This is a genomic window from Exiguobacterium oxidotolerans JCM 12280, from assembly GCF_000702625.1.
In the GTDB taxonomy this organism is placed as follows: domain Bacteria; phylum Bacillota; class Bacilli; order Exiguobacteriales; family Exiguobacteriaceae; genus Exiguobacterium_A; species Exiguobacterium_A oxidotolerans.
The window spans coordinates 2758673-2781436 of record NZ_JNIS01000001.1 but is presented as its reverse complement, the minus strand read 5'-3'; the positions used below and the strand labels follow the sequence as shown (position 1 = coordinate 2781436).

Here is a 22764-nt window from a genome sequence, read left to right as displayed (position 1 = left end):
TAGCCATCTTTCCAGTAAATAGCAAACAAAAAGGAGACCACAACGGTCTCCTTTTGAAACTGCTTATTTTTTAGGTGATTTCATCGAACCACTCATTGAACGCATCACTTGGTTGACTTTCTTTTGTGATGGCTTTTGACCCATTTGCATCATCAATGTCTTAATCATATCTTCGTTGATTGGCGGGTTTTGCTCCAAATAGTTCATCATGTATCGACGAGCGATATAGAAACCAAGGGCGACACCTGCTACCAAGCAAAGAAGGGCAATTAAAATCCAAATCCATGTAGCCAAGTTGCTTCCTCCTCTAACTTAAAACGTCGCTTTTTACTATACTATAATTCTAACCGTTTGCATAGATAATGCATGAAAAAGGTGCGCATGAACGCGCACCTGTTCCACTTATCCGAGTTGCTTGACTGTTTCCAAGATATTTTCGACAGACATGCCGTACTCTTTTAATAGAAGGTCTCCTGGAGCCGATGCGCCGAAACGATCGATTCCGATGACTTGTCCTTCTGTTCCCACGTACTTGTACCAACCGAGTGACGCGCCTGCTTCGATTGCAAGACGTTTCGTGATCCGTTTTGGTAAGACAGATTCTTTGTACTCAGCTGTTTGTGCTTCGAACAACTCCCATGATGGAAGTGAAACGACCGCAACGTTTTCACCGAGTTGTTTTTGTGCTTCGACGAGCAAGTGAACTTCTGAACCCGTTCCCATCAAGATTGTATCTGCTGTGTTTACGTCACCTGCGATGACATAACCACCCTTTTCAGCACCTTCGACTGTCGTGCCTTCAAGTTCAGGTAAACCTTGACGCGTCATGACGAGCAACGTCGGTTTGTTTTTCGATTGAACAGCTGTTTTCCAAGCGGCAATCGTTTCTTTTCCGTCTGCCGGACGATAGACCGTCAAGTTCGGCATCGCACGGAAACTCATCAAGTGTTCGACTGGCTCGTGTGTCGGACCATCTTCTCCGACTGCGATCGAGTCATGCGTCAAGACGAAGATTGATTGAATCCCCATCAATGCTGCAAGACGGACTGCCGGGCGCAAGTAGTCTGAGAAGACGAAGAATGTCGCACCGTAAGGGATGACGCCACCGTGAAGTGCCATTCCGTTGACAGCTGCTGCCATCGCGAACTCACGGACACCGAACCAGATGTTACGGCCGCTTGGATCGATATCGAAGTCAGCTTCGCCTTTTAGCATCGTGTTGTTCGAACCAGCTAAGTCAGCTGATCCACCGAAGATTGATGGGATGTTTTTCGCAAGAGCGTTCAAGACTTCCCCACTTGTCTGACGTGTTGCTTTTTTCGATGTCAAATCATATGTCGGAAGATCTGCTTCCCAGTTGCTCGGCAATTCATTGTTGATTGCTTGAACAAGCTCAGCGTGCAATTCCGGATGTGCTGCTTTATATTGTTCCATTTTTTCTGTCCATGTTGCTTCTGTATCAGCGCCACGTTTTTCGATGCGCTCTTCGAACAAGTCTTTGACTTCTTCCGGTACATAGAATTCTTCGTGATCCCAAACGTAGCTTGCTTTCGTCAATTTGATTTCCGCATCGCCGAGTGGTGCACCGTGTGAAGCCGATTTCCCTGATTTGTTCGGCGAACCGAATCCGATAACCGTTTTGACTTCGATCAATGTCGGTTTTGTTGTTTCCGCTTTCGCCGCGTCGAGTGCTTTTGAAATCGAATCGATATCCGTTCCGTCTTCAACACGGATGACTTGCCAGTTGTATGCTTCAAAACGTTGTTGGACGTTTTCAGAGAATGACTTGTCCAAGTCACCATCTAACGAGATATCGTTTGAATCATACAAGACGACGAGTTTACCAAGACCTAAATGTCCTGCGAGTGAAGCCGCTTCTGCAGAGACACCTTCCATTAAGTCTCCATCTCCACAAATTCCGTACGTGAAGTGGTCCACGACGTTTAAATCACCACGGTTGTATTTCGCTTCGAGGTGACGTTCTGCCATCGCCATACCGACAGCCATCGCGATGCCTTGTCCGAGTGGACCAGTCGTCGCATCAACACCTGCTGTGTGACGGTATTCCGGGTGACCCGGTGTTTTTGAGTTCCATTGACGGAATGACTTCAAGTCATCCATCGCGAGGTCGTATCCTGATAAATGGAGGAGTGAGTAGAGAAGCATTGAACCGTGTCCTGCTGAAAGTACAAAACGGTCACGGTTAAACCATTCTGGATTTTTAGGGTTGTGGTTCATATGATCCGCCCATAATGTAAATGCCATCGGTGCTGCACCCATCGGCATTCCCGGGTGGCCCGAGTTCGCTTTTTGTACTGCATCAATCGATAAGGTACGAATCGTATTTACTGCTAATAATTCTACTGTTGTCATGTTCGTCAAAACAATCATCCTCTCTCTTTTTCACAAATTCTATATCATTTTAGCACACACAGAAATGTGATACAACTTTTCTAAATAGTATGTCACATTAAAATGAATGCGCTCTCTATTGCCCTTTTCAAGCGACTTTCATGATACACATTACTGATTTTCCCATTAAAAAAGCTACCTCGCTCACGGATTGAGCGACGCAGCTTTCGTTCATACAAAACTTGCTTACTGTTTATTGCGTTCTTCTTCTTGTGCTTGCTTCAATTTTTCAGGCGTAACATCCGTTCCTTCTTCATCAACGATTTTGATGCCCATCATTTGATTTTTGAACGAACCACGAAATGCTTCTAAATAGGCCGTTCTTAATTCTTTTTGTTCCGCCGTCTCAGCTTCTGTTAACGGTTCGACTTTTGATTTATTGGCAAGTTCATTAATTCGATCGAGTTGTTCTTGTGATAACATAATATCCCTCTTTCTGTTTGACTCAACATAGAGCACTTCAATAGTAACCTTACTGTAAAAGACCCGAAAAAAAAAAGCAAGTTTGTCGCGTCAAGATGACACAACACCTGCTTTCATTCATAAGACTGGACAACTTCTTTATACTCAAGATAACGCCGATTGACCGTCGCTTTCGAAATGTCATGCCCCATGCCCCGCAAGGTCGTCGCGATGTCAGCAAACGTCAAACCAAGTTCACGTAATCGAACGATTTCTTCAATCGGGACTTCCTTTCGACTGCGGCCGGCATTCTCGCCTTGCCGATTGAGATTTTGTTCGGGTCTAAAACCATTATCGACAGCCCGTCGCATGCCGCGTGCAATTTTTGCATTGTGGAGCTTCCGTTGGTATTCCTCAACGAGTGAAACGATTTCGAGGACCATCGCTTCTGCATCCGCCAGTTTGTATTCACCGTCTGACTCCATCGTCATCAACTGGACATCGTGTTTTTTGAACGTATGCAAAATCGCGATTTTGGCGTTTCCTCGTCCGATTCGTGTATCGTCTGTCACGAGCACTGCTTCTACCAGATGACGCGTTACATAATCAAGAACGGTCAATATCCCTTCTCGCTCTACATCATAGCCACTTTCTTTTTCGACGATGATATCTACGATTTCAAATCCTTTTTTTAAAGCGAGTCCCGACAGTTCTGCTCTTTGCCGCTCTAGTGAGCTCTCTTGTGCTTCTTTTTCCGTCGAGACGCGACAGTAGATTACTACTTTCATCGTACCTCACACCCCTGTTCGTTCATTCAACAACTTTTATATTCTGTCATTGTTGTGCGATTGGTACAACGATTTTATCTTTCGAAATGACATGTTTTGTTTCGAGCTCATTGTTCTTGATCAGCCAGTCAATGTATTCTTGGTTCGTCATCGAACCATCATTGTAGACTTCAGCTACTTGTTCGACCGTTACGTTCTCATCGACCGTGACTGACGCTGTAAGTAATTGGTGGACCTTTTCATCTGGTCGTGGTGTTAAAAGAAAAAGAATGAAAGCAAAACTGAGCGTATAAAACAGAATTGAAAAGGCATGAGTACGAATAGAATGAATCATCATGAATCCCTCCAAATAGGTTATTAGAATAAATGTTCTCAGAACAATTGTTCGCATAATCTATAATAAACACAGAACCAGTGTTCGGTCAATACAAAAACATCGAACAATTGTTTGTACGCTCATTTGTTCTATGTTATAGTAATTCTAGAAACATATATTCCTAAATCCTAAAAAAACCAATCCGGAAAGAGGTGGCAATTCGTATGCGGAAAATGTCTAAACGTCAACAAGAAATCCTTGACTACATCATCGCTGAAGTGAAGTTAAAGGGCTATCCACCTTCAGTTCGTGAAATTGGTGAAGCTGTTGGTCTTGCTTCAAGCTCAACGGTACACGGTCATTTGGATCGTCTAGAAAAACGTGGACTGATTCGCCGTGACCCGACGAAACCACGCGCGATTGAAATATTGCTTGATAAACCTGAAGAAATCAACGAAGCGATCGTCCATGTCCCCGTTATCGGCAAGGTAACTGCCGGACTTCCGATCACTGCGATTGAAAACATAGAAGAGCATTTCCCACTCCCTGCACATTATGTAGGAAATGAAACCGTCTTTATGTTGACGATTGATGGCGAATCGATGATTAATGCAGGTATTCTTGATGGCGATCGTGTTATCGTGCGTCAACAAAACACAGCAGAAAACGGGGAGATTGTCGTTGCGATGACCGAAGATAGTGAAGCGACAGTCAAACGGTTCTTCTTAGAAGATCAACAGGTACGTCTCCAACCAGAAAATGACTCGATGGACCCGATGTATTTCGATAACGTGTCGATTCTTGGCAAGGTCATCGGCGTTTACCGGACGATTCACTAAGAGAGGGACCAGCAGAGCTGGTCTTTTTTCATGCCTTCTGGAAATGTACATGATACGGTCAACTCCGTTGCCCTCACGGGATATGTTGTTTATTCGGTCGCAACGAATCAAACGGATTGGCTCCCGACCGCTGTCGGAATCGCCGTCGGGACATTATGGCTTTCGCCCGACTTAGACTTAAAATCGGAACCTTACTATCGTTTTGGTCCTTTGCGTGTCCTTTGGATGCCATACGTCAAAATTATGCCGCACCGTTCCATTTGGTCACATGGCTTGATCATCGGAGATGTCATCCGTCTACTCTACAGTGCCGCTTTATTGATTCCACTCCTCTTTTTAGCCTTCTATAGTGAAATCATTCAAGCAAGCACGGTCGACTCATTAATTGACGTCATGCCTGCTTTTATTATCGGTGTGATGACCGCAAGTACGATTCATATCATCCTTGATCATACGAGTAGTTGGTTCCGCCCTAAAAAGAAACGAAAAAAACGTCGATTCTGACTTTTTCCATTCAATCATGGAAAAAGTCTTTTTATTATCCAATTCTAATTTTTTTAAACCTAAATATTGAAAATTTCTATTCCTATATTTCAATTATTTGTATTGAAAACGTTATCAATTCAGGTTAGGTTTAAATAGAAAGGCATTATTCGCTTTAATCCAAAGGGAGGGTTTTTGCATGAGTAATTTTATTAGTGAGATGATGGGAACATTGATTCTCGTCCTACTCGGGGATGGCGTCGTCGCCGGTGTCGTCCTGAAGAAAACCAAATCTGAAAATGGTGGCTGGATTGTCATCACGCTCGCTTGGGGTCTCGCCGTTATGACCGGTGTTTACATCGCGGCATCCAGTGGTGCCCACTTGAACCCAGCGGTTACTTTGTCGCTCGCGCTCAATTCTGACTTACCGTGGGCAGATGTACCTATCTATATCGCTGCTCAACTTGTCGGAGCATTCCTTGGCGCAGTACTCGTTTGGCTTCATTACATGAAACATTTTGAAGCGACAGAAGATCAAGCCGCAAAACTCGGTGTGTTCGCGACAGGTCCAGCGATCCGTCATACGGGATCGAACTTAGTATCTGAGATCATCGGGACGTTCGTCCTCGTCTTTGGTATCTTGGCGCTCGGAGCGAATACGTTCGCAGACGGGCTCAATCCGTTGATCGTCGGTCTCCTCGTAGTCGTCATCGGTCTTTCGCTCGGTGGTACGACGGGTTATGCAATCAACCCAGCCCGTGACCTTGGTCCACGTATCGCCCACGCGATCTAACCGATTCCGGGTAAGGGATCATCAGACTGGGGTTACTCATGGATTCCGATTGTCGGACCAATCATCGGAGGCGCAATCGCCGTCTTCATCTATCAACTGCTATTTTGATTGAGCATTAGGTATCTTAACTATTCAAGGGGGACTCACAGATGGAAAACAAGTATATTTTAGCACTCGACCAAGGAACGACAAGCTCACGCGCCATCATTTTCGACCATGATGGTCAAATCGTCAACTCTGCTCAACGTGAATTCAAACAATACTTCCCACAACCAGGCTGGGTCGAGCATGATGCAAATGAAATCTGGGGTTCGATTTTAGCAGTCATGGCGGATGCACTCGGAACGGCTGACATCAAACCGAGCGAAATCGCGAGTATCGGAATCACGAACCAACGTGAAACGACAGTCGTCTGGAACAAAGAAACTGGAAAACCAGTTTATCACGCCCTTGTCTGGCAATCGCGTCAAACAGCCGACATTTGTGATGAGCTAAAAGAACAAGGACTCAATCAAAAATTCCGCGATAAAACTGGCTTACTCATCGACGCCTACTTCTCAGGAACAAAAGTCAAATGGATTCTCGATAACGTCGATGGTGCGCGCGAGCAAGCAGAGAACGGGGAACTGCTCTTCGGTACAATTGATACGTGGCTCGTCTGGAAGCTCTCAGGTGGGAAAACACATATCACAGACTACACGAATGCCTCACGGACACTCATGTACAACATTTACGAACAACAATGGGATGATGAATTACTTGAAATCCTGACTGTTCCTAAATCGATGTTGCCAGAAGTCCGTCAATCAAGTGAAGTCTATGACAACACAGTCCCGTATCACTTCTTCGGCTTCGAAGTTCCAATCGCCGGTATCGCCGGTGACCAACAAGCTGCCTTGTTCGGTCAAACGTGTTTTGAACCGGGCGAAGGGAAAAACACATACGGTACAGGTTGCTTCATGTTGATGAATACGGGCGAAAAAGCCGTTTCTTCAGACCACGGACTCCTGACGACGATCGCTTGGGGTGTCGACGGCAAAGTGGAATACGCACTCGAAGGTTCGATTTTTGTTGCCGGTTCTGCGATCCAGTGGTTGCGTGACGGTCTCCGGATGTTAAAAAATGCAAAAGACTCAGAAGGCTACGCTTTGAAAGTCGATTCAACAGACGGTGTCTACGTCGTTCCTGCTTTCGTTGGTCTTGGTGCACCGTACTGGGATAGCGACGTTCGCGGTGCTATCTTCGGATTGACACGCGGGACAGAAAAAGAGCACTTTGTCCGCGCAACACTCGAGTCACTCGCTTACCAAACTCGCGACGTCTTGACAGCGATGCAGCAAGATTCTGGCATCGAACTGAAAACGTTACGCGTCGACGGTGGAGCCGTCGCGAACGACTTCTTGATGCAATTCCAATCGGATATTCTCGGCGTTCCCGTCGATCGTCCGGAAATCAATGAGACGACGGCACTTGGTGCAGCTTACCTCGCTGGTCTAGCTGTCGGCTATTGGAAAGATAAAGCAGAAATCAAAAAACAGTGGAAACTCAACCGTCAGTTTACACCTGAAATGAAAGAAGACGATCGTGAAAAACGTTATGCCGGCTGGCAAAAAGCGGTCGAAGCGACAATGGCATTCACACCGAATAAAAAAGAAGCCAACGCAAACGTCTAATCGGACAACGATGACTTTTGCACCACTCTATTAAAAAAGAAGCGATTTCGATATCACTCGAAATTGCTTCTTTTTTTGTCTTTGCCCTTTTAAATTCATACACCTTCTCAATGCCACACCAAAGAACTCCCCTCTAAATGAGCAGGCAGATACCTGACTTAGAAGGGAGAACGGTCTTAGGCGAATCATTTAGGCGAATTCATTTTTCAATCCGTCGACGACTTCAGTCAGTGACTTCGATTGACCACTCAAGACGGCCGCGAGAAATGCCCCTTCGACGAGCGGCGCCTCGACGAATTGGACCGTTTTGTCACCGCTATACAGTTCAAGGGCCAACTCCGCATTCATTGTTGCAGAACCGATATCCGTCAAGATGACACCGTCATCGTCAAGCGCATTCAATGTCTCTTCAATGCGCGAAGCATCTGTCCCGATGCTTCCATCCGCTAAACCGGCCGCTAGCAGGATTGGTGTATCCGGTGCCATTTCGGCAAGCAGTTCCTTTAGACCAGTCGCCAGTTTTTCACTGTGTGAAACGAGAATTACATTAACCATGTAGCACCTCCACGATTTCTTGTAACAAGAGTGCACTCGATAAAGAACCTGGATCTTGGACGCCGACTGTCGCGTCTCCAAAGTAGGAAGCCCGCCCTTTCGTCGCGACACGTTCTTTTGTATCACGGAGCGCTTGTTCGAGTGCAGCGTTTAAATCCGCCTCTTTGCTCAAGGCCTCATGGAAAGGTGTCCAAATGTCGACCATTGTTTTCTGACCGAATTCAGACTTTCCACGCATCTTGATGCCTTCCGTCGCTTCAACAAAAGCTTGTGCCAGTTCTTGCCCTTCCACTTCTTTTTTCCCTTTAAAGGCTCCGGCGAACTTGACGAACGCTGTTCCGTATAACGGACCAGACGCCCCACCGACCGTCTTGATTAACGTCATCCCAACTTGTTTTGACAAATCACCTAAATCTTCATACTCACCATGTGCTTCTAGTTCTTTTTGGACGGCTTGAAAACCACGTGACATGTTAATCCCGTGATCACCGTCGCCGATTTCACGATCAAGATCGGTCAGTTCATCTTTATGGGCTTCAATCTGTGCTGCTGCCTTCAGTAAGCTTTCACGAAACTGTTCTGTCGTTAACTTCATTTCAATCCACCTCTTCTATTTCTTTTAAAAATTTTTAGTCTGATTAAAAACCGATTGCATTCGTTTTTGCGTCAAGGTAACCGACGAGCTCGTCGTCGACCGGAAGTAACGTAATCGAGAAACCGTGCATCTCAAGCGATGTCATATAGTTTCCAACGTATGGCCGGACGATGTCGTAGCCTTTTGCTTGTAATTGTTCCGCGACATACTTGTAGGTGATGTAGAGTTCCGATTCCGGCGTTCCACCCATACCATTGACCATTACAGCGACTTTTTTGTCTGTTACTTCTGCTGTCAGTCGGTCGAGCAGTTCCGTGACGATTGCTTCAACGGACGCAACCGGTTTCCGGTCGATTCCTTTTTCACCATGGATTCCAATTCCGATTTCCATCTCATCTTCATGTAAGTCGAAACCAGGTTTTCCGCTTTCCGGCATGTAACACGGTGAAAGTGCCATCCCAATCGAACGCACGCTTCCGATGACTTTCTCGGCAATTGCTTTGACTTCAGCAAGCGACTTGCCTTCTGCCGCTGCCGCACCAGCAATTTTATGGACAAAGACTGTACCTGCGACACCGCGGCGATCTTCTTCTTTTTTAATGGCGATGTCATCCTTTACGACAACCGTCTCGACTTCGATATCTTCAAGTTCTGCCAGTTCCTTCGCCATATCAAAGTTCATGACGTCCCCGGAATAGTTTTTAACGACGAGAAGTACGCCTTTACCAGCATCTGCTGCCTTGATTCCTTCAAGGACCATATCTGGTGTCGGCGAGGTGAAGACCTCCCCACAAACTGCTGCAGCTAACATCCCGTCACCAATGAAACCAGCATGGGCTGGCTCATGTCCACTTCCGCCACCCGAAACGAGAGCAACTTTTCCGTTCAGTGGTTCTTTTCGTTTTACGACATTGACGCCGTCGACTTTCGCATATAAATCCGGATGAGCTAAAACGAGACCTTCCACCATATCTGATACGAATCGGTTGGCATCTTGCATTAATTTATCCATCTTGAACGCTCCTTCGCCTAACGAATTTTTGCACTACCACTTAGTCTTTACCACAATTCAAGCAAACTTATGTCAAGAAAACATATGAAAATATTGACCACTTAGTGTCCATTTCTGAGTACGGATGCTATGCTCATCTTACATGTCAAAAAAGGAGGAATTGTGTCGTGTCTTCTTCATTCCAAGCAGGGGTCAAAGCCTGTTTACCAACTGTTCTCGGTTATCTCGGAATCGGTTTTTCAGCCGGCATCGTCGGTCGTGCCTCCGGTTTATCCCCTCTTGAAGTCGGATTCATGTCCGTCTTCATTTACGCCGGTGCCGCCCAGTTCATCATCACGAGCCTGTTGCTGTTGAACAGCCCGTTTTCCGCGATCATCCTGACGACGTTCATCGTCAATCTCAGGCACTTATTGATGAGTCTGACGCTTGCACCGCATGTTGAGACCCGGCATATCCGTGATCGGATCGGCGTCGGGACATTACTGACAGATGAGTCGTTCGCTGTCGCGATGAATGTTGCTCAAAAGAGCAAACTCTCTCCGTCATTCATGCATGGCCTGAACTTGACTGCATACCTTAGCTGGATTGTCGCAACCGTTCTCGGAGCACTCGTCGGCAGTTGGTTCCCTGATCCGGAGCGCTTCGGTCTCGACTTTGCCTTGACGGCGATGTTCATCGGCTTATTGTACTTACAGTTCGAAGGAGAACGTTCCCGCATTGCCGTGAACAGTTGCCTCTTACTGATCGTCTTACTATTGCTTTACATCACCATGCGCTACTTTTCTCCAGAAGTCGCCGTTCTTTGCGCGACACTCGGTGGTGCAAGTATAGGAGTCGTGATCACACGATGGAAATCCGTCCAGAATTAATCGCTCTTTTTTTAGCGTGTGGACTCGTCACTTGGATTCCACGCGTCTTACCGTTTCTTGTCCTTCATGGACTGACGTTACCACGCCTTGTAACGGAATGGCTCTCGTTCATTCCGGTCTGCCTGCTTGGTGCCCTCTTTTTTCAAAATCTACTCATCGCGCAAGACGACGCGTTTCCGACGATTTCGACGCTTCATATCTTCGCAGCACTACCGACGATGGCGGTGGCAATTTTCAGCAAAAGTCTATCCTGGACGGTCGTGACCGGTGTCGTCACCATGGCATTTCTACGATTGTATCTGTAAGCACTTCATTCATCTTTAACATGTTTCGATGCATCCTTTGTATTATCCTTAAAATAGAAATTAATGGATAGTGAAGGAGGTCCCGATGTGCCAAATAAGCAGTTTGTACCCTATTTGATATTGCTGTGCGCGATTTTTCTGATCGCGAGTCAAATGGATCTACCCTATATGCTAAAACAAGGACTGGTCGCGTTGTACGTCGTCGCCTATTTCGGCGCGATGGTTGTTTCTCGCAAAATGAAAGTCAGGGATCACAAACAATGACTCGAAAAAAATCTCCTCTGGTCTTGAGAGACTGGAGGAGATTTTTGTGTTCACGTATTTGCTTGTACGTCCTGATAATCCGATTGATGTTCAAACTCTTTTTTCGCAAACAGACATAACGGCAGTATCTTGACGTTAACTTCCCGTGCCCAGTTGACGATTTCGGCAACGAGTTGTTCGCCGATTTGCTGGTTCCGGTGCGCGGGATCGACATACGTATGATCGATGATCCACATGCCGTTGTTCGTGTCGCTGTATGTGATTTCTCCAATCACTGCACCTTCCTGATGGGCTTCGATTTTACGTTCCGCTCGTTTCAGTTCCATTTGCTTCCCTCCGTTCATAAGTTGAACTACCTCCACCTACGCTTCGCTTAGAGGTGGAGGATTCCTGAGTGATCCGACCTAACGGTCGAAAATTGATCAGGCTAACCCCGTCGTCCCGACGGTTGAAGAAGCTAAGAGGCGTTCAGCTTCTCGTTTGAGGTTCAGTCCTGCATTCACATCGCGGTCGTGATGGATGCCGCAACTAGGGCATGTCCATTCACGCAAGCCAAGATGTTTCACGTCTTTGTGTTGATGTCCGCAACGGGAGCACAGTTGACTAGAGGCGAAGGTCTTGCCGACTTTCACGACGGTCTTTCCGTACCATTCCGCCTTGTATCCGAGCATGCAGAAGAACTCCGACCAACTGACCTCCGAGATGGACTTGCTCAACTTGCGATTCTTCTGCATGTTCTTCACCTGCAAGGTCTCGATCCCGATGACGTCGTGGTTTTTGACGATCTCGGTCGATACCTTGTGCAGGAAATCGGTTCGCTTGTTCGCGATCTTCTCGTGGATGCGGGCGACCTTCCGCTTCTGCTTCTGATAGTTCTTCGCCTCGGAAAGTGTTACTTTCTTGTCCAAGGCCAACCGTTGACGACGAGAGAGCTTACGTTGTTCACGTGCGAGCTTTTTCTCAAGCGAGCGGAAGTAACGGTCATTCTTGTACACCGTGCCGTCCGACAGGATGGCGAAGTGCTTCAATCCGACATCGACGCCGACGGATGAGCCCGTCTTCGGCAGTTCGTTGCTTTCCTGCTCGACGAGCAGGGAGACGAAGTATTTTCCTGAAGCATTCCGCCGGATGGTCGCGTTCAAGATGCGTCCGACGACCTGCCTCGAGTTGGCGAAACGAACCCACTTCAGCTTTGGAATTTTGATCGTGTTGCCGACGATCGAGACTTCTGGAAGTTGAGACTTGCCTTGAATGTTCGTCTTGTACGATTGAACGGGGTTGCACTTCGACTTGAAGCGGGGTCTTTCGTTCTGCTTCTTAAAGAAGCGGTCAAAGGCATCAGCAAGATGTTTGACGCTCGTTTGAACAGACGTGCTATCGACTTCCTTCAGCCAGTCGAACGCTTGCTTCAACGACGGGAGTTCTTTCGAACAAGACCCGTAGGACAGTCCTTTACCTGTCGCTTTATATGTCTCATCCCACTTCGCCAAGAAGTGGTTGAAGACGAAGCGCGAACAACCGATCGTCTTCGCGATCAGGATTTCCTGCTCTTTTGTTGGGTAAATTCTGAATTTGTAGGCCTTGTGAGTCAACATGAGGTTCACCTCCTTACAAAGGATATACCCGAAAGAGAGGGTGGCGATTCATCTCCCACTTTCACTCGGGCTTCACCCTGATCGTTTAGAAGTGGGCGTATTCTCGCCTATTTTTGATAAAATCATAAAAATGTAAGCATCCATCAATTTGAATTCTCACAAAAAAAACGCCCGAAATAAATTCAGACGTTCCAGGCTGTAGACAAACTCTAATGAAGGGGTTATACCGATATGCTTGCGTGTTGCATTTTCCTGTCTCGCCTCGTCTTCAAAACGGCTGCGCGACGGTCTAAAAAGCATCGCTCTTCCGTTGACTCCTACGGGAAAAAGTGCGTTTTTAACGCACTGTCAGAGGCAGGCAAGACCCTGCTCATTGTCCGTGAGGATCAAGGAGCAACGGCTTGCGCCTCGCCCGAGGAAAGCAACGGAAAAGGGAGATGCTTTTATCACTTTATGTTGTTTTGTCCACACGCTAAAAAACGCCCGAAATAAATTCGGGCGTTTCCAGTAGACTTAGAACAAGACCATGTACTGATCGCGTTCCCATTCCGTGACTTGTGTCCGGAACATATCCCACTCGATTTCTTTGAGCTCAACGAAGTGTTCCGCGATGTGATCGCCGAGTGCGTGCATGACGACGTCATCTGCTTTGAGTACTTCGAGTGCATGGCTGAGTGTTGATGGTAAATCATCGATGCCGTTCGCAACACGTTCTGGTTTGTCCATGACGTAGATGTTACGGTCGATCGGTGCAGGTGCTTGCAAGTTGTTTTTGATTCCGTCAAGACCTGACGCAAGCAATGTCGCAAGTGCAAGGTACGGGTTAGCGGCCGGGTCAACTGAACGAACTTCGATTCGAGTTGAAAGACCACGTGCAGCAGGAACTCGGACGAGCGGTGAACGGTTACGGGCTGACCATGCGACGTAGCAAGGTGCTTCATAACCAGGAACAAGACGTTTGTACGAGTTGACTGTCGGGTTACAGACCGCTGTGAAGGCACGAGCGTGCTTCAAGATACCTGCTGTGAAGGCGCGTGCATCGTCAGAGAGTTGCATGTTGCTGTTCTCTTCATCGAAGAAGACGTTTTCGTTGCCTTTGAAGAGGGACATGTTCGCATGCATCCCTGAACCATTGACACCGAAGAGTGGTTTCGGCATGAATGTCGCGTGCAGGTTATGTTTCGCAGCAATCGTCTTAACGACGAGTTTAAACGTTTGGATGTTATCGGCAGTCGTGATGGCATCCGCATATTTAAAGTCGATTTCGTGTTGACCCGGTGCGACTTCGTGGTGTGATGCTTCGATTTCAAAGCCCATGTTTTCGAGCTCGATGACGATCTCTTTACGGCAGTTTTCACCGAGATCGACAGGTGCGAGGTCGAAGTATCCACCTTGGTCGTTTAATTCAAGTGTCGGACGACCTTCCGCATCCTTCTTGAAGAGGAAGAATTCCGGTTCTGGTCCAACGTTGAATGAAGAGAAACCAAGCTCTTCCATTTCTTTAAGTACGCGTTTCAATTGACCACGTGGATCACCTGAGAACGATGTGCCATCTGGATTGTGAATGTCACAAATGAGACGTGCGACTTTACCTGTTCCATCTTCAGTCCATGGGAAGACAACCCATGTGTTTAAGTCTGGGAAGAGATACATATCTGATTCTTCGATCCGGACGAATCCTTCAATCGACGAACCATCGAACATCATCTTATTATCAAGTGCCTTCTCCAATTGACTTACTGGAATTTCAACGTTCTTGATTGTACCGAGGATATCTGTGAATTGTAGACGAATAAAACGTACGTCCTCAGCTTTAGCGATTTTCATAATGTCTTCTCGTGTAATGTTGCGGCGTGTCATGTAACAGTTCCCCTCTCCGATTCTGTTTTTCATATATGGTAACAGGTACTTACTTGAAGAAACGCCCGAGCTCACCTTGGATGAGCGACGTTTTTCCAGGTTGACCTGCTTCCTTCAGTTGATTTTTCAGGAGTTTATACAACTCTCCATCGGATAGTTCCGGACGTGTCTTGACGACCGTCTCCGCAACGCGTTCTCGTTTGATGAGATCATTGTCAAAAATCATTTTAATCCCTGCGATATTCAGTCCCTGATCCAAATATTCCTTGATCGACAGTAAACGATCCACATCGTTGAACGAGTAGAGGCGGCGTTTCGTCTCTGTCCGTTCCGGTTTGATCAGTCCCTGTTCTTCATAGTAACGGATCTGCCGGGCAGATAACGCGGTCAACTCTTGAACGACTCCGATCGGAAACAGTGGCTTGGACTGTCGTGTTACGTCTGCCATGTCGTTCCTCCTTTTTCCTTACTCCATGAGAATAAACCTCTGTGAGGCAAGTTGTCAAGCTATGTCAGGAAAGTTAACACAACTTTCCTACAAGTCAGACAACCTGTCATCAAAGGTCTTTTCACAGTTTGTAATTATTTTAAACCCGCGTTTGCGGAATCAATTGTTTTTCCATCAAATGGTCGACGGCAGAAATGATGGCGATTTTGACGTGACTAAATGTCAACCCGCCTTGGACGTAAGCCGTATAGGGCGCACGAATCGGTCCGTCGGCCGACAATTCGATCGACGACCCTTGGATGAACGTCCCTGCTGCCATGATGACATCATCCGCATATCCCGGCATATAGTCCGGAATCGGTAAGGCATGAGCATTGACCGGCGACGCCGCTTGAATCGCCTGACAAAAAGCAATCATCGGTTCCGGGGCATGGAAAGAGACCGATTGAATCAAATCCGTCCGCTCTGCTGCGTAATGCGGTGCCGTGTCGAATCCGAACTGCTCCATCATGCTCGACGTAAACATCGCCCCCATCAACGCCTGGCTGACCGTGTGCGGCGCCATATAGAACCCTTGATACATGTCTTGGAGCGAGTAGAGCGACGGGCCCGCTTCTGCACCAATTCCGGGAGTCGTCATCCGGAACGATGCCCGTTCGATCAAGTCCGTCCGCCCGACGAGGTAACCGCCTGTTTTCGCGAGACCCCCACCCGGATTTTTAATCAGTGAGCCTGCCATCAAATCAGCCCCGACATGGGTCGGTTCCATCGTCTCGACGAATTCACCGTAACAGTTGTCGACAAAGACGATGACGTCCGGATGCGCGGCTTTAATCGCCGCAATCGCCTGACCGATCTCTTCGACCGGAAGACTGCGCCGTGTCGCGTAGCCTTTCGACCGCTGAATCCCGATGACTTTCGTCTTGTTTGTGATCCGGCCAAGAACGGCATCGATATCAATCGTCTCCGCCTGTTTCATCTCGACGACGTCATAGGTGACACCGAGTTCTTTTAACGAGCCCCGCCCGTCACCCCGGATGCCAACGATTTCTTCGAGCGTGTCGTACGGTTTGCCTGTGATATACAGCAATTCGTCGCCCGGCAAGAGTAACCCGAACAAGGCGATTCCAATCGCATGGGTCCCACTGATGATTTGGGCGCGACAAAGTCCGGCTTCTGCACCAAAGACGTCGGCATAAATCCGTTCGAGCGTATCGCGCCCTTCATCGTTATAGCCGTAACCCGTCGACGGCATGAAGTGGAAATCGCTGACTTTGTGTTTCCGGAACGCGTTCAAGACGCGGAACTGATTGTATTCCGCGATCTCTTGCGTCCGTTTGATACCGGGAGCGATTCGCGTCTCCGCCGTCTCGACGAAGGGGCGAATCGTTTCATAATGCGTTAACTCTGTAAACATGCTTACACCTCGTATTGTTTCAATGTCGAGTAGAGACGCGTGTCTTTACGCAAGTACCCTTTAAGCGTGACCGATCCATCCTCTTCATATTGTTCTTTTAAATTCATCATGACTTCTTTTGCCGGGTTATAGTGAGCAAACGCCTCGACCGGAATCCGGATTTCGAGATATTCCAAAATCTCACTAATCGACTTTTCGATTTCGAGCGTTAACCGTTCGATATCAGTCGGATCGAGTGCTGAGATCAGCAATTTTCCTCCGGTGAACAAGTCTGTCAACTGGTCTTTTTTATTGAAGACTTCGAGTTGCGGAATTTCACCCGCTCCGAGCTCATCGAGGACATCGTTCGTTGTCTGCATTTGGTTGAGATAGTGTTCACTCGAGGCATCGACGACATGGATGATTAAATCGGCTTCGAGGACCTCTTCCAGCGTCGAACGGAAGGCAGCAATCAATTTCGTCGGAAGGTCTTGGATGAATCCAACCGTATCCGTCAACAGGATTTGTCCGCCTTCCGGTAAATCGAACTGACGTGTCAATGGATCAAGCGTCGCGAACAATTCATTTTTTTCATACGTGTCGGCGTGCGTCAAGCGATTGAAGATCGTCGACTTCCCGGCATTCGTGTACCCGACGAGTGCGATTTGGAACGTCTGATTTTCTTTACGACGCTCCCGGTAACGGGCCCGGTGCGCGACCGATGTCTCAAGCTGTTTCTTGATTTCATCGACACGGCGACGGATATGGCGACGGTCCGTCTCAAGTTTCGATTCACCCGGACCACGTGTCCCGATCCCACCACCAAGACGTGACAGTTGCGTTCCTTGTCCACTGAGACGCGGTAACAAATAACTCATTTGCGCGAGCTCGACTTGCAGTTTCCCTTCCCGTGACTGGGCACGTCCGGCAAAGATATCGAGAATCAACTGTGTCCGGTCAATCAATTTAATTGATTCCGGGTCTTCAAGTGCAATCCGGATGTTCTTCATCTGACCGGGAGTAACTTCTGCATTAAAAATAATTAAATCCGGTTCGAGTTCTTCCGCTAGCGCGACCAGTTCCTCGACCTTCCCTTTTCCGATAAACGTACGCCGATCGACTGCTTGCCGTTTTTGATCGAGTCGTCCAACGACGACTCCGTGCGCAGTCGTGACGAGTGCTTCAAGCTCCGCGACCGATTCTGCATAAATATGGTCTGGCACATCGGGGAGCTGACAACCGACGACAATAACGCGTTCTGACATAAAATCATTCCTTTCAAGATAAAGACATTCTGCGTCCCTAATCATACCACACGCCGCTACACGTCTGAACTTTTTTGGACAGGAAACATTCGTTCGGTTTATGATAAGAATAACAAGTTTGAAGGAGGCGGAACATGGCACGCGAACGACTGGATTATACGTTGCCCGAGTTCATCGAACGGTATCTCCTCTATTTGACGGTCAGCGGGCGACAAGACTCAACCGTCCGGCGGTACCGCTATGATTTAATCGAGGTCCACCGCTACATGACGGAAGTCGACCAACCGTTCGAGACGATTGATGATTTTAAAGCGATTCCGCTCGATTCCTGGAAGACATTCATCAACGAATACTTGATTGAGGAAAAACTTTATAAACAAGCGACGGTCGCCCGAATCGTCACCGTCATCAATCAACTGAACTATCAAATCCGACAATCAAAAGCAAAACTGATTGAATATGCCCAACCGACCCATGAGCTCGGTCCACACCATGTCGCTTCACAGGAAGAATATGACCAGTTGATCCGGACGAATCAGTCCGACCGCGGTTTGACCGATCACCAGCTCGTCGCCCGTCCCTACTTGATCGACCGCAACGAATTGATTTTACGATTGTTCTACCGGTACGGATTACGTGTTCACCACATCATCGGACTGAAGATGCAAGACCTCAATTTTGCCCAGCAAGAGATGCTCGTCCACGACCGGCTCGGGAACACGTATAAACTACAAATCGAGCGCGAGGATCAGGACGTCATGCTTCGTTACTTGAAGACCGTTCCGGAACCTGTCCGTCCACGGTATCATACAACGGACCCGTTTTTCGTCGCCTTCGACTTCGCCCGGATGACGTTCCGCTGGCTCTACAGTAAAAATGCGCCGAAACAGCTTTCGATCGTCATGATCACGAAAATGATGCGGCAACTCAATGAACGGTCGGATAATAAACGGTTGATCACGCCGTCGATGCTCCGCAACAGCTTTATCCTAAAGACGTATTTCGACGAGATGACGACAGACGACCGCCTGACGAAGACATGTCTCTATAAAGACGTCTCGTTAAGACGATACGCGGAAGCCTTCGACGAGTTAAAAGAGTTATTATGATGAATGCGCTGTGAAGGCGAGTCGGTACAAGACGCCAGCAACTTTTTCCTGTATCATTCGTCATCCTCCACAAAAAAAGATGAAAAGTCACTTCGCAGCGACCTTTCATCTAAATGGATTGCAATTCGTACAAGACGGCCCCCGCGGTCGTCTTGTTTAACGCGATACTTCTTCCGTTTCCTCTTGTTCGTACAACGTCACGTTACGTGCCGGCGCGAACGTCGAGATGGCATGCTTATAAATCAGTTGTTGTTTTCCTTCTGATTCTAAGATGACCGTGAAGTTATCAAATGATTTGATTAATCCCCGTAATTGATACCCACTGATTAAGAAGACGGTTGTTGGAACCGCATCTTTTCGTAATTGATTTAAAAAATAGTCTTGAATGTTGTATGTCGCTTTCATAAGACCCCGTGCCCCCTCTATTTTATCTGTTTCTGTCTTCAGGCCAGTCCGAGTTAACCGCTTTCAGAAACCCTACTGTTCTATCATAGATAATTTTGAAGTTTTGTTCAAATGAAATCGTTCCCATTTCTACCCAAACGCCATCAAATTGATGACGGAACCACGTTAATTGCCGTTTTGCGAAGCGTCGCGTGTTACGTTTCAACTGTTCGACCGCCGGTTCAAGTGGTGCACCACTTAAAACAGGGACGATTTCCTTGTAACCAATCGCTTGCATCGCTTTTGTATCGGCGAAGCCGGCGTCAACAAGCCGCCGGACTTCCTCGACGAGTCCCTGCCCCACCATCAAATCGACCCGCTCATTGATTCGGTCATATAAGCGATCCCGGTCGTCCATATGTAAGACAAACAGCAAGCTCTCATATAAGCTCGGTTCACTACCGGACGTTTGTGTCTGTCCACTCTCGGCGACTTCAATCGCCCGGACGACCCGTTGTACATTGTTCGGATGAATTTCCTCTGCCCGATTCGGATCGAGTTGACGCAAGCGGGCATGGAGTGCATCTGCGCCTTGCTCCGCTGCAAACTGTTCCAGCTCCTGCCGCAACTCTTTATTTTCCGCTTGTGCTGTAAATTGATAGTCATACAAAATCGCCCGGATGTATAACCCGGTCCCGCCGACGATGATCGGTATTTTCCCTCGATTTGCAATGTCCGCAATCGCCTGACGTGCTAGCGTCTGAAAACGAGCAACACTCATCTCATTATCCGGATTGACAAGATCGAGCATATGATGCGCTACACCGTCCATTTCTTCTTCTGTCACTTTCGCTGAACCGATGTCCATTCCTTGATAGACCTGGACGGAGTCACCGGAGATGATTTCACCGTTCAAGCGCTTCGCTAATTCTATACCTGTCTTCGTTTTTCCGACCGCAGTCGGACCGACGATGACGATGACTGGTTGTTTCACTTTACATCACCATTCCTACACTGATCATTTTTGATGTCAGTGTACCATAATTCATGGTTCTGCCGTAGCCGTTTTGAGACAAAAAAAGAGCACCTATCCTGAAGAAAAAGGACATGTACCCTACTTGTTACGATTCACACGATTAAACACGACGAATGAAGTCGTCATAAATCGCGCTGAATACACACCAGCCGCAAATCACTAACCCCGTCAACATAATTCCCCAATCCGCCATCCTAGCCCCTCCTCTTTTACCTGTTATCTACCTTTTTACAAATTAAAGCTTCTGTAAACCCATTCGAGCAGGTTTGACACCAATTAATGGAATCGCTATGATTAAGATACGATTGGTACGTAGCGCGGAAGTTGACCTGCATCGGCTTTCTGTTAGAGGCACTGCCTCTCGATTCCAAGTGACGGGCTTGCTCGTTGCGAAAACCCCCTGTTCCGAATTCGGGACAGGGGGTTTTTTTGATTAATACATATCTTTTTGCGTAAAGTTCCAGAAAGCGATCCCAAGTGTCGCGACTGTCCAACAGCCAAGGACGGCAAGCGAGAACGGCAACGTCATGCCTTCAATCGGTGGTGCTTGACCATCCAGATAATTGATTAGTCCAAAGTTGACGTTAACGAGGTATTTCGAACTTGTCCAGCTCGAACCGAGTGTCGTCAACAATGTTCCGGAAATCAAGACTGCCATCATGATGCCAATCCCGGTCGCCGTATTCTTGACGAGGACAGAGACCATCAACGCAATCGTTCCGACGACGGCTGTGACGATCCAGGCGAGACCGATTGCCATCAAGAGGTATTCCCACATCGGAATCGTATGCACGAACTCGGTCGAGAACGTCCCGCTCGGCGAAGCTTGGAACCCGGTCAAAATCGGGGCGGTCCAGCCGTCATACCCGAGGACGATGCCGGAAATCGCGTAACAGACGAACGCGGTCAATGCCATCAGCATCGAGGTATAGAGTAAGACCGTGATCCATTTCGCCATCAAGATTTTCCAGCGCCGGACCGGCCGCGACAAGAGCGTCTTGATCGTCCCGTCGTTTTGCTCCCCGCTGACGATGTCCGCCATGATGACGATGATGAAGAGCGGCAAGATTAACGTTAATCCTTGCGAGAAGAAAATCCGGATGAACGTCGGTGCACCCGGGTAGTTCGGATTGATATCATTGTCGAGATAGTATTGATTCTGTTTTAAATCAAATTCTAAAAACTGGCGGAACTCGTCTTGAATACTGCTCGAAGCCAGTCGATTCTGTGTATCGACGATATCTTGTTGCAGTTCGACACGCCAATCGAGCGTTCCTTGTTTCTTAATTTGTTCTTGAATGTCACGATACTGCGCATACGTAAACATCGAGACAAGAACGACTAAAATGATTGCGACGACGGCAAAACGTTTTTTCGAAGCAATTTTCGTCACTTCGTTGCGGACGAGACCAAGCATGTTCGGATTACGCAATATGATCTCCCCCTGTCAGTGTGATGAAGAGATCTTCGAGCGTCTGGACTTTTCGTTCAATCGTCCAGACTTCGACGCCGGCTTCAAACAGCTGTTTGTTGAGTGCCGGTGTCTTACTTGAATCCATCAATGTATGGACGGTATTCGCATCAACGACTTCAGAGACTTGGACGTCTTCAGACGCAGATAAAATTTCATTCGCTTTAAAGGCATCATCGACCCGCCAGTCGACACCTGGCGCAAGCGACTCGACGAGCTCCTTGACCGTCCCGACTTGAACGATTTTGCCGTAACTCATGATGGCGACCCGGTCAGCGAGCATCTCAATCTCAGCCAGGATGTGGCTCGAGACTAAAACCGATAATCCTGTCTCATCAACGAGTTTCCGGATGAATTGACGTAAATCACGAATCCCCATCGGATCGAGTCCGTTTGTTGGTTCATCGAGTATCAAAACACTTGGACGACCGAGCAAGGCTTGGGCGATCCCAAGGCGCTGACGCATCCCGAGGGAATACGTCCGGACTTGATCGTCGACCCGCGCCGTCAAGTCGACTAAGTCAATGACTTCTTGAATCCGAGCTTCATCGACATTCGGTAACATCCGGGCGAAGACACGCAAGTTTTCGCGCCCACTCAAGTATTTGTAAAGCTCTGGGTTTTCGACGATCGAACCAATTCGTTCCATCGCTTGGACAAATTGTTTGCGGACATCAAAATCACAGACCGTGATTTTACCCGACGTCGGCTTAATCAATCCGACGAGCATCCGGATCGTCGTTGTTTTCCCGGCACCATTCGGTCCAAGAAATCCGAAGACTTCTCCAGGGAAGATTTCAAACGAAATGTTATCAATAATTGTTTTCTTTCCGATCACCTTCGTGACCGATTCTAATTTTACAGTTGGATTCACGTTTCTCACCTCTTATGGTC

The 22764-nt window shown here is 47.7% G+C and carries 24 protein-coding genes and 1 pseudogene; 7 read left to right on the top strand and 18 right to left on the bottom strand.

The window, feature by feature from the left end:
- Positions 1-63: 63 nt before the first annotated feature.
- The 5 genes from P403_RS0114180 to yneA form a co-directional block, all read right to left on the bottom strand.
- Positions 64-294 (bottom strand): YneF family protein, encoded by a 231-nt coding sequence (locus P403_RS0114180; protein ID WP_012370001.1) that lies wholly within the window; start codon positions 292-294, stop codon positions 64-66.
- Between the two features lie 108 nt (positions 295-402).
- Entirely contained in the window at positions 403-2391 is a 1989-nt protein-coding gene (tkt, locus tag P403_RS0114175) for a transketolase (RefSeq protein ID WP_029333303.1), read from the bottom strand.
- A gap of 207 nt (positions 2392-2598) precedes the next feature.
- Positions 2599-2835, bottom strand: a complete 237-nt coding sequence (locus tag P403_RS0114170; protein WP_029333302.1) for a DUF896 domain-containing protein — start codon at positions 2833-2835, stop codon at positions 2599-2601.
- Positions 2836-2948: 113 nt separating this feature from the next.
- Positions 2949-3602, bottom strand: coding sequence for a YneB family resolvase-like protein (locus P403_RS0114165; protein ID WP_029333301.1), 654 nt, complete (start codon positions 3600-3602; stop codon positions 2949-2951).
- A 46-nt stretch (positions 3603-3648) separates the two neighbouring features.
- Entirely contained in the window at positions 3649-3936 is a 288-nt protein-coding gene (yneA, locus tag P403_RS0114160; protein WP_029333299.1) for a cell division suppressor protein YneA, read from the bottom strand.
- A 206-nt stretch (positions 3937-4142) separates the two neighbouring features.
- Between yneA and lexA the strand changes: the two genes are divergently transcribed.
- The 4 genes and pseudogenes from lexA to glpK all read left to right on the top strand — a co-directional run bounded on the left by lexA (position 4143) and on the right by glpK (position 7706).
- A complete protein-coding gene (gene lexA / locus P403_RS0114155; RefSeq protein WP_029333297.1) occupies positions 4143-4757 on the top strand; it encodes a transcriptional repressor LexA in 615 nt (204 codons plus the stop codon).
- Positions 4758-4787: 30 nt separating this feature from the next.
- Entirely contained in the window at positions 4788-5261 is a 474-nt protein-coding gene (locus tag P403_RS0114150; RefSeq protein ID WP_029333296.1) for a metal-binding protein, read from the top strand.
- Positions 5262-5439: 178 nt separating this feature from the next.
- Positions 5440-6141: pseudogene (locus P403_RS16145) on the top strand (MIP/aquaporin family protein).
- 41 nt (positions 6142-6182) lie between these two features.
- Entirely contained in the window at positions 6183-7706 is a 1524-nt protein-coding gene (glpK, locus tag P403_RS0114140; protein ID WP_029333289.1) for a glycerol kinase GlpK, read from the top strand.
- A gap of 189 nt (positions 7707-7895) precedes the next feature.
- On the opposite strand, the gene dhaM is transcribed toward glpK, so the two are convergent.
- From dhaM to dhaK, 3 genes are read right to left on the bottom strand one after another with little or no spacing between them, the layout of a single operon-like run.
- Positions 7896-8261: a dihydroxyacetone kinase phosphoryl donor subunit DhaM gene (dhaM, locus tag P403_RS0114135; protein ID WP_029333288.1), complete on the bottom strand. Its 366-nt coding sequence runs from the start codon at positions 8259-8261 to the stop codon at positions 7896-7898.
- Positions 8254-8856 carry a dihydroxyacetone kinase subunit DhaL gene (dhaL, locus tag P403_RS0114130; protein WP_029333286.1) on the bottom strand — a complete coding sequence of 201 codons (603 nt, stop codon included), beginning with the start codon at positions 8854-8856 and terminating at the stop codon, positions 8254-8256. Before dhaL ends, dhaM begins: the two co-directional genes overlap by 8 nt.
- Positions 8857-8899: 43 nt before the next feature.
- Complete coding sequence (gene dhaK / locus P403_RS0114125; RefSeq protein ID WP_029333284.1) at positions 8900-9868, bottom strand: dihydroxyacetone kinase subunit DhaK; 969 nt, start codon at positions 9866-9868, stop codon at positions 8900-8902.
- A 167-nt stretch (positions 9869-10035) separates the two neighbouring features.
- Between dhaK and P403_RS0114120 the strand changes: the two genes are divergently transcribed.
- Both P403_RS0114120 and P403_RS0114115 read left to right on the top strand, forming a co-directional pair.
- Positions 10036-10737, top strand: a complete 702-nt coding sequence (locus P403_RS0114120) for an AzlC family ABC transporter permease (protein ID WP_029333283.1) — start codon at positions 10036-10038, stop codon at positions 10735-10737.
- Entirely contained in the window at positions 10716-11042 is a 327-nt protein-coding gene (locus P403_RS0114115; protein ID WP_029333282.1) for an AzlD domain-containing protein, read from the top strand. Before P403_RS0114120 ends, P403_RS0114115 begins: the two co-directional genes overlap by 22 nt.
- Before the next feature lie 314 nt (positions 11043-11356).
- On the opposite strand, the gene P403_RS0114105 is transcribed toward P403_RS0114115, so the two are convergent.
- The 6 genes from P403_RS0114105 to hflX all read right to left on the bottom strand — a co-directional run bounded on the left by P403_RS0114105 (position 11357) and on the right by hflX (position 17870).
- On the bottom strand, positions 11357-11632 hold the full coding sequence (locus tag P403_RS0114105) for a GNAT family N-acetyltransferase (protein WP_029333281.1): 276 nt from the start codon (positions 11630-11632) through the stop codon (positions 11357-11359).
- Between the two features lie 96 nt (positions 11633-11728).
- Entirely contained in the window at positions 11729-12901 is a 1173-nt protein-coding gene (gene tnpB / locus P403_RS0114100) for an IS200/IS605 family element RNA-guided endonuclease TnpB (RefSeq protein WP_029333279.1), read from the bottom strand.
- A 513-nt stretch (positions 12902-13414) separates the two neighbouring features.
- Positions 13415-14761 (bottom strand): type I glutamate--ammonia ligase, encoded by a 1347-nt coding sequence (gene glnA, locus P403_RS0114090; protein ID WP_029333275.1) that lies wholly within the window; start codon positions 14759-14761, stop codon positions 13415-13417.
- A 49-nt stretch (positions 14762-14810) separates the two neighbouring features.
- Complete coding sequence (locus P403_RS0114085) at positions 14811-15209, bottom strand: MerR family transcriptional regulator (protein WP_029333272.1); 399 nt, start codon at positions 15207-15209, stop codon at positions 14811-14813.
- 139 nt (positions 15210-15348) lie between these two features.
- A complete protein-coding gene (locus P403_RS0114080) occupies positions 15349-16626 on the bottom strand; it encodes a methionine gamma-lyase family protein (protein ID WP_029333270.1) in 1278 nt (425 codons plus the stop codon).
- 2 nt (positions 16627-16628) lie between these two features.
- Positions 16629-17870, bottom strand: coding sequence for a GTPase HflX (hflX, locus tag P403_RS0114075; RefSeq protein ID WP_029333268.1), 1242 nt, complete (start codon positions 17868-17870; stop codon positions 16629-16631).
- 134 nt (positions 17871-18004) lie between these two features.
- Between hflX and P403_RS0114070 the strand changes: the two genes are divergently transcribed.
- Entirely contained in the window at positions 18005-18979 is a 975-nt protein-coding gene (locus P403_RS0114070) for a tyrosine-type recombinase/integrase (protein WP_029333266.1), read from the top strand.
- Between the two features lie 156 nt (positions 18980-19135).
- On the opposite strand, the gene hfq is transcribed toward P403_RS0114070, so the two are convergent.
- From hfq to P403_RS0114045, 4 genes are all read right to left on the bottom strand, one after another.
- Positions 19136-19384, bottom strand: coding sequence for an RNA chaperone Hfq (hfq, locus tag P403_RS0114065; RefSeq protein ID WP_029333264.1), 249 nt, complete (start codon positions 19382-19384; stop codon positions 19136-19138).
- Positions 19385-19406: 22 nt separating this feature from the next.
- On the bottom strand, positions 19407-20357 hold the full coding sequence (gene miaA, locus P403_RS0114060; RefSeq protein WP_029333263.1) for a tRNA (adenosine(37)-N6)-dimethylallyltransferase MiaA: 951 nt from the start codon (positions 20355-20357) through the stop codon (positions 19407-19409).
- Positions 20358-20832: 475 nt separating this feature from the next.
- Positions 20833-21831 (bottom strand): ABC transporter permease, encoded by a 999-nt coding sequence (locus P403_RS0114050; RefSeq protein WP_034801277.1) that lies wholly within the window; start codon positions 21829-21831, stop codon positions 20833-20835.
- Complete coding sequence (locus tag P403_RS0114045) at positions 21824-22744, bottom strand: ABC transporter ATP-binding protein (RefSeq protein WP_029333260.1); 921 nt, start codon at positions 22742-22744, stop codon at positions 21824-21826. Before P403_RS0114045 ends, P403_RS0114050 begins: the two co-directional genes overlap by 8 nt.
- Positions 22745-22764 lie beyond the last annotated feature (20 nt).

What these genes read in the sequence shown, in the direction of transcription:
- tkt (WP_029333303.1), bottom strand. Translation starts at nt 2,391, where the DNA reads ATGATTGTTTTGACGAACATGACAACAGTAGAATTATTAGCAGTAAAT.
- P403_RS0114170 (WP_029333302.1), bottom strand. Translation starts at nt 2,835, where the DNA reads ATGTTATCACAAGAACAACTCGATCGAATTAATGAACTTGCCAATAAA.
- P403_RS0114165 (WP_029333301.1), bottom strand. Translation starts at nt 3,602, where the DNA reads ATGAAAGTAGTAATCTACTGTCGCGTCTCGACGGAAAAAGAAGCACAA.
- yneA (WP_029333299.1), bottom strand. Translation starts at nt 3,936, where the DNA reads ATGATTCATTCTATTCGTACTCATGCCTTTTCAATTCTGTTTTATACG.
- lexA (WP_029333297.1), top strand. Translation starts at nt 4,143, where the DNA reads ATGCGGAAAATGTCTAAACGTCAACAAGAAATCCTTGACTACATCATC.
- P403_RS0114150 (WP_029333296.1), top strand. Translation starts at nt 4,788, where the DNA reads ATGCCTTCTGGAAATGTACATGATACGGTCAACTCCGTTGCCCTCACG.
- glpK (WP_029333289.1), top strand. Translation starts at nt 6,183, where the DNA reads ATGGAAAACAAGTATATTTTAGCACTCGACCAAGGAACGACAAGCTCA.
- dhaM (WP_029333288.1), bottom strand. Translation starts at nt 8,261, where the DNA reads ATGGTTAATGTAATTCTCGTTTCACACAGTGAAAAACTGGCGACTGGT.
- dhaL (WP_029333286.1), bottom strand. Translation starts at nt 8,856, where the DNA reads ATGAAGTTAACGACAGAACAGTTTCGTGAAAGCTTACTGAAGGCAGCA.
- dhaK (WP_029333284.1), bottom strand. Translation starts at nt 9,868, where the DNA reads ATGGATAAATTAATGCAAGATGCCAACCGATTCGTATCAGATATGGTG.
- P403_RS0114115 (WP_029333282.1), top strand. Translation starts at nt 10,716, where the DNA reads ATGGAAATCCGTCCAGAATTAATCGCTCTTTTTTTAGCGTGTGGACTC.
- P403_RS0114105 (WP_029333281.1), bottom strand. Translation starts at nt 11,632, where the DNA reads ATGGAACTGAAACGAGCGGAACGTAAAATCGAAGCCCATCAGGAAGGT.
- tnpB (WP_029333279.1), bottom strand. Translation starts at nt 12,901, where the DNA reads ATGTTGACTCACAAGGCCTACAAATTCAGAATTTACCCAACAAAAGAG.
- glnA (WP_029333275.1), bottom strand. Translation starts at nt 14,761, where the DNA reads ATGACACGCCGCAACATTACACGAGAAGACATTATGAAAATCGCTAAA.
- P403_RS0114085 (WP_029333272.1), bottom strand. Translation starts at nt 15,209, where the DNA reads ATGGCAGACGTAACACGACAGTCCAAGCCACTGTTTCCGATCGGAGTC.
- P403_RS0114080 (WP_029333270.1), bottom strand. Translation starts at nt 16,626, where the DNA reads ATGTTTACAGAGTTAACGCATTATGAAACGATTCGCCCCTTCGTCGAG.
- hflX (WP_029333268.1), bottom strand. Translation starts at nt 17,870, where the DNA reads ATGTCAGAACGCGTTATTGTCGTCGGTTGTCAGCTCCCCGATGTGCCA.
- P403_RS0114070 (WP_029333266.1), top strand. Translation starts at nt 18,005, where the DNA reads ATGGCACGCGAACGACTGGATTATACGTTGCCCGAGTTCATCGAACGG.
- hfq (WP_029333264.1), bottom strand. Translation starts at nt 19,384, where the DNA reads ATGAAAGCGACATACAACATTCAAGACTATTTTTTAAATCAATTACGA.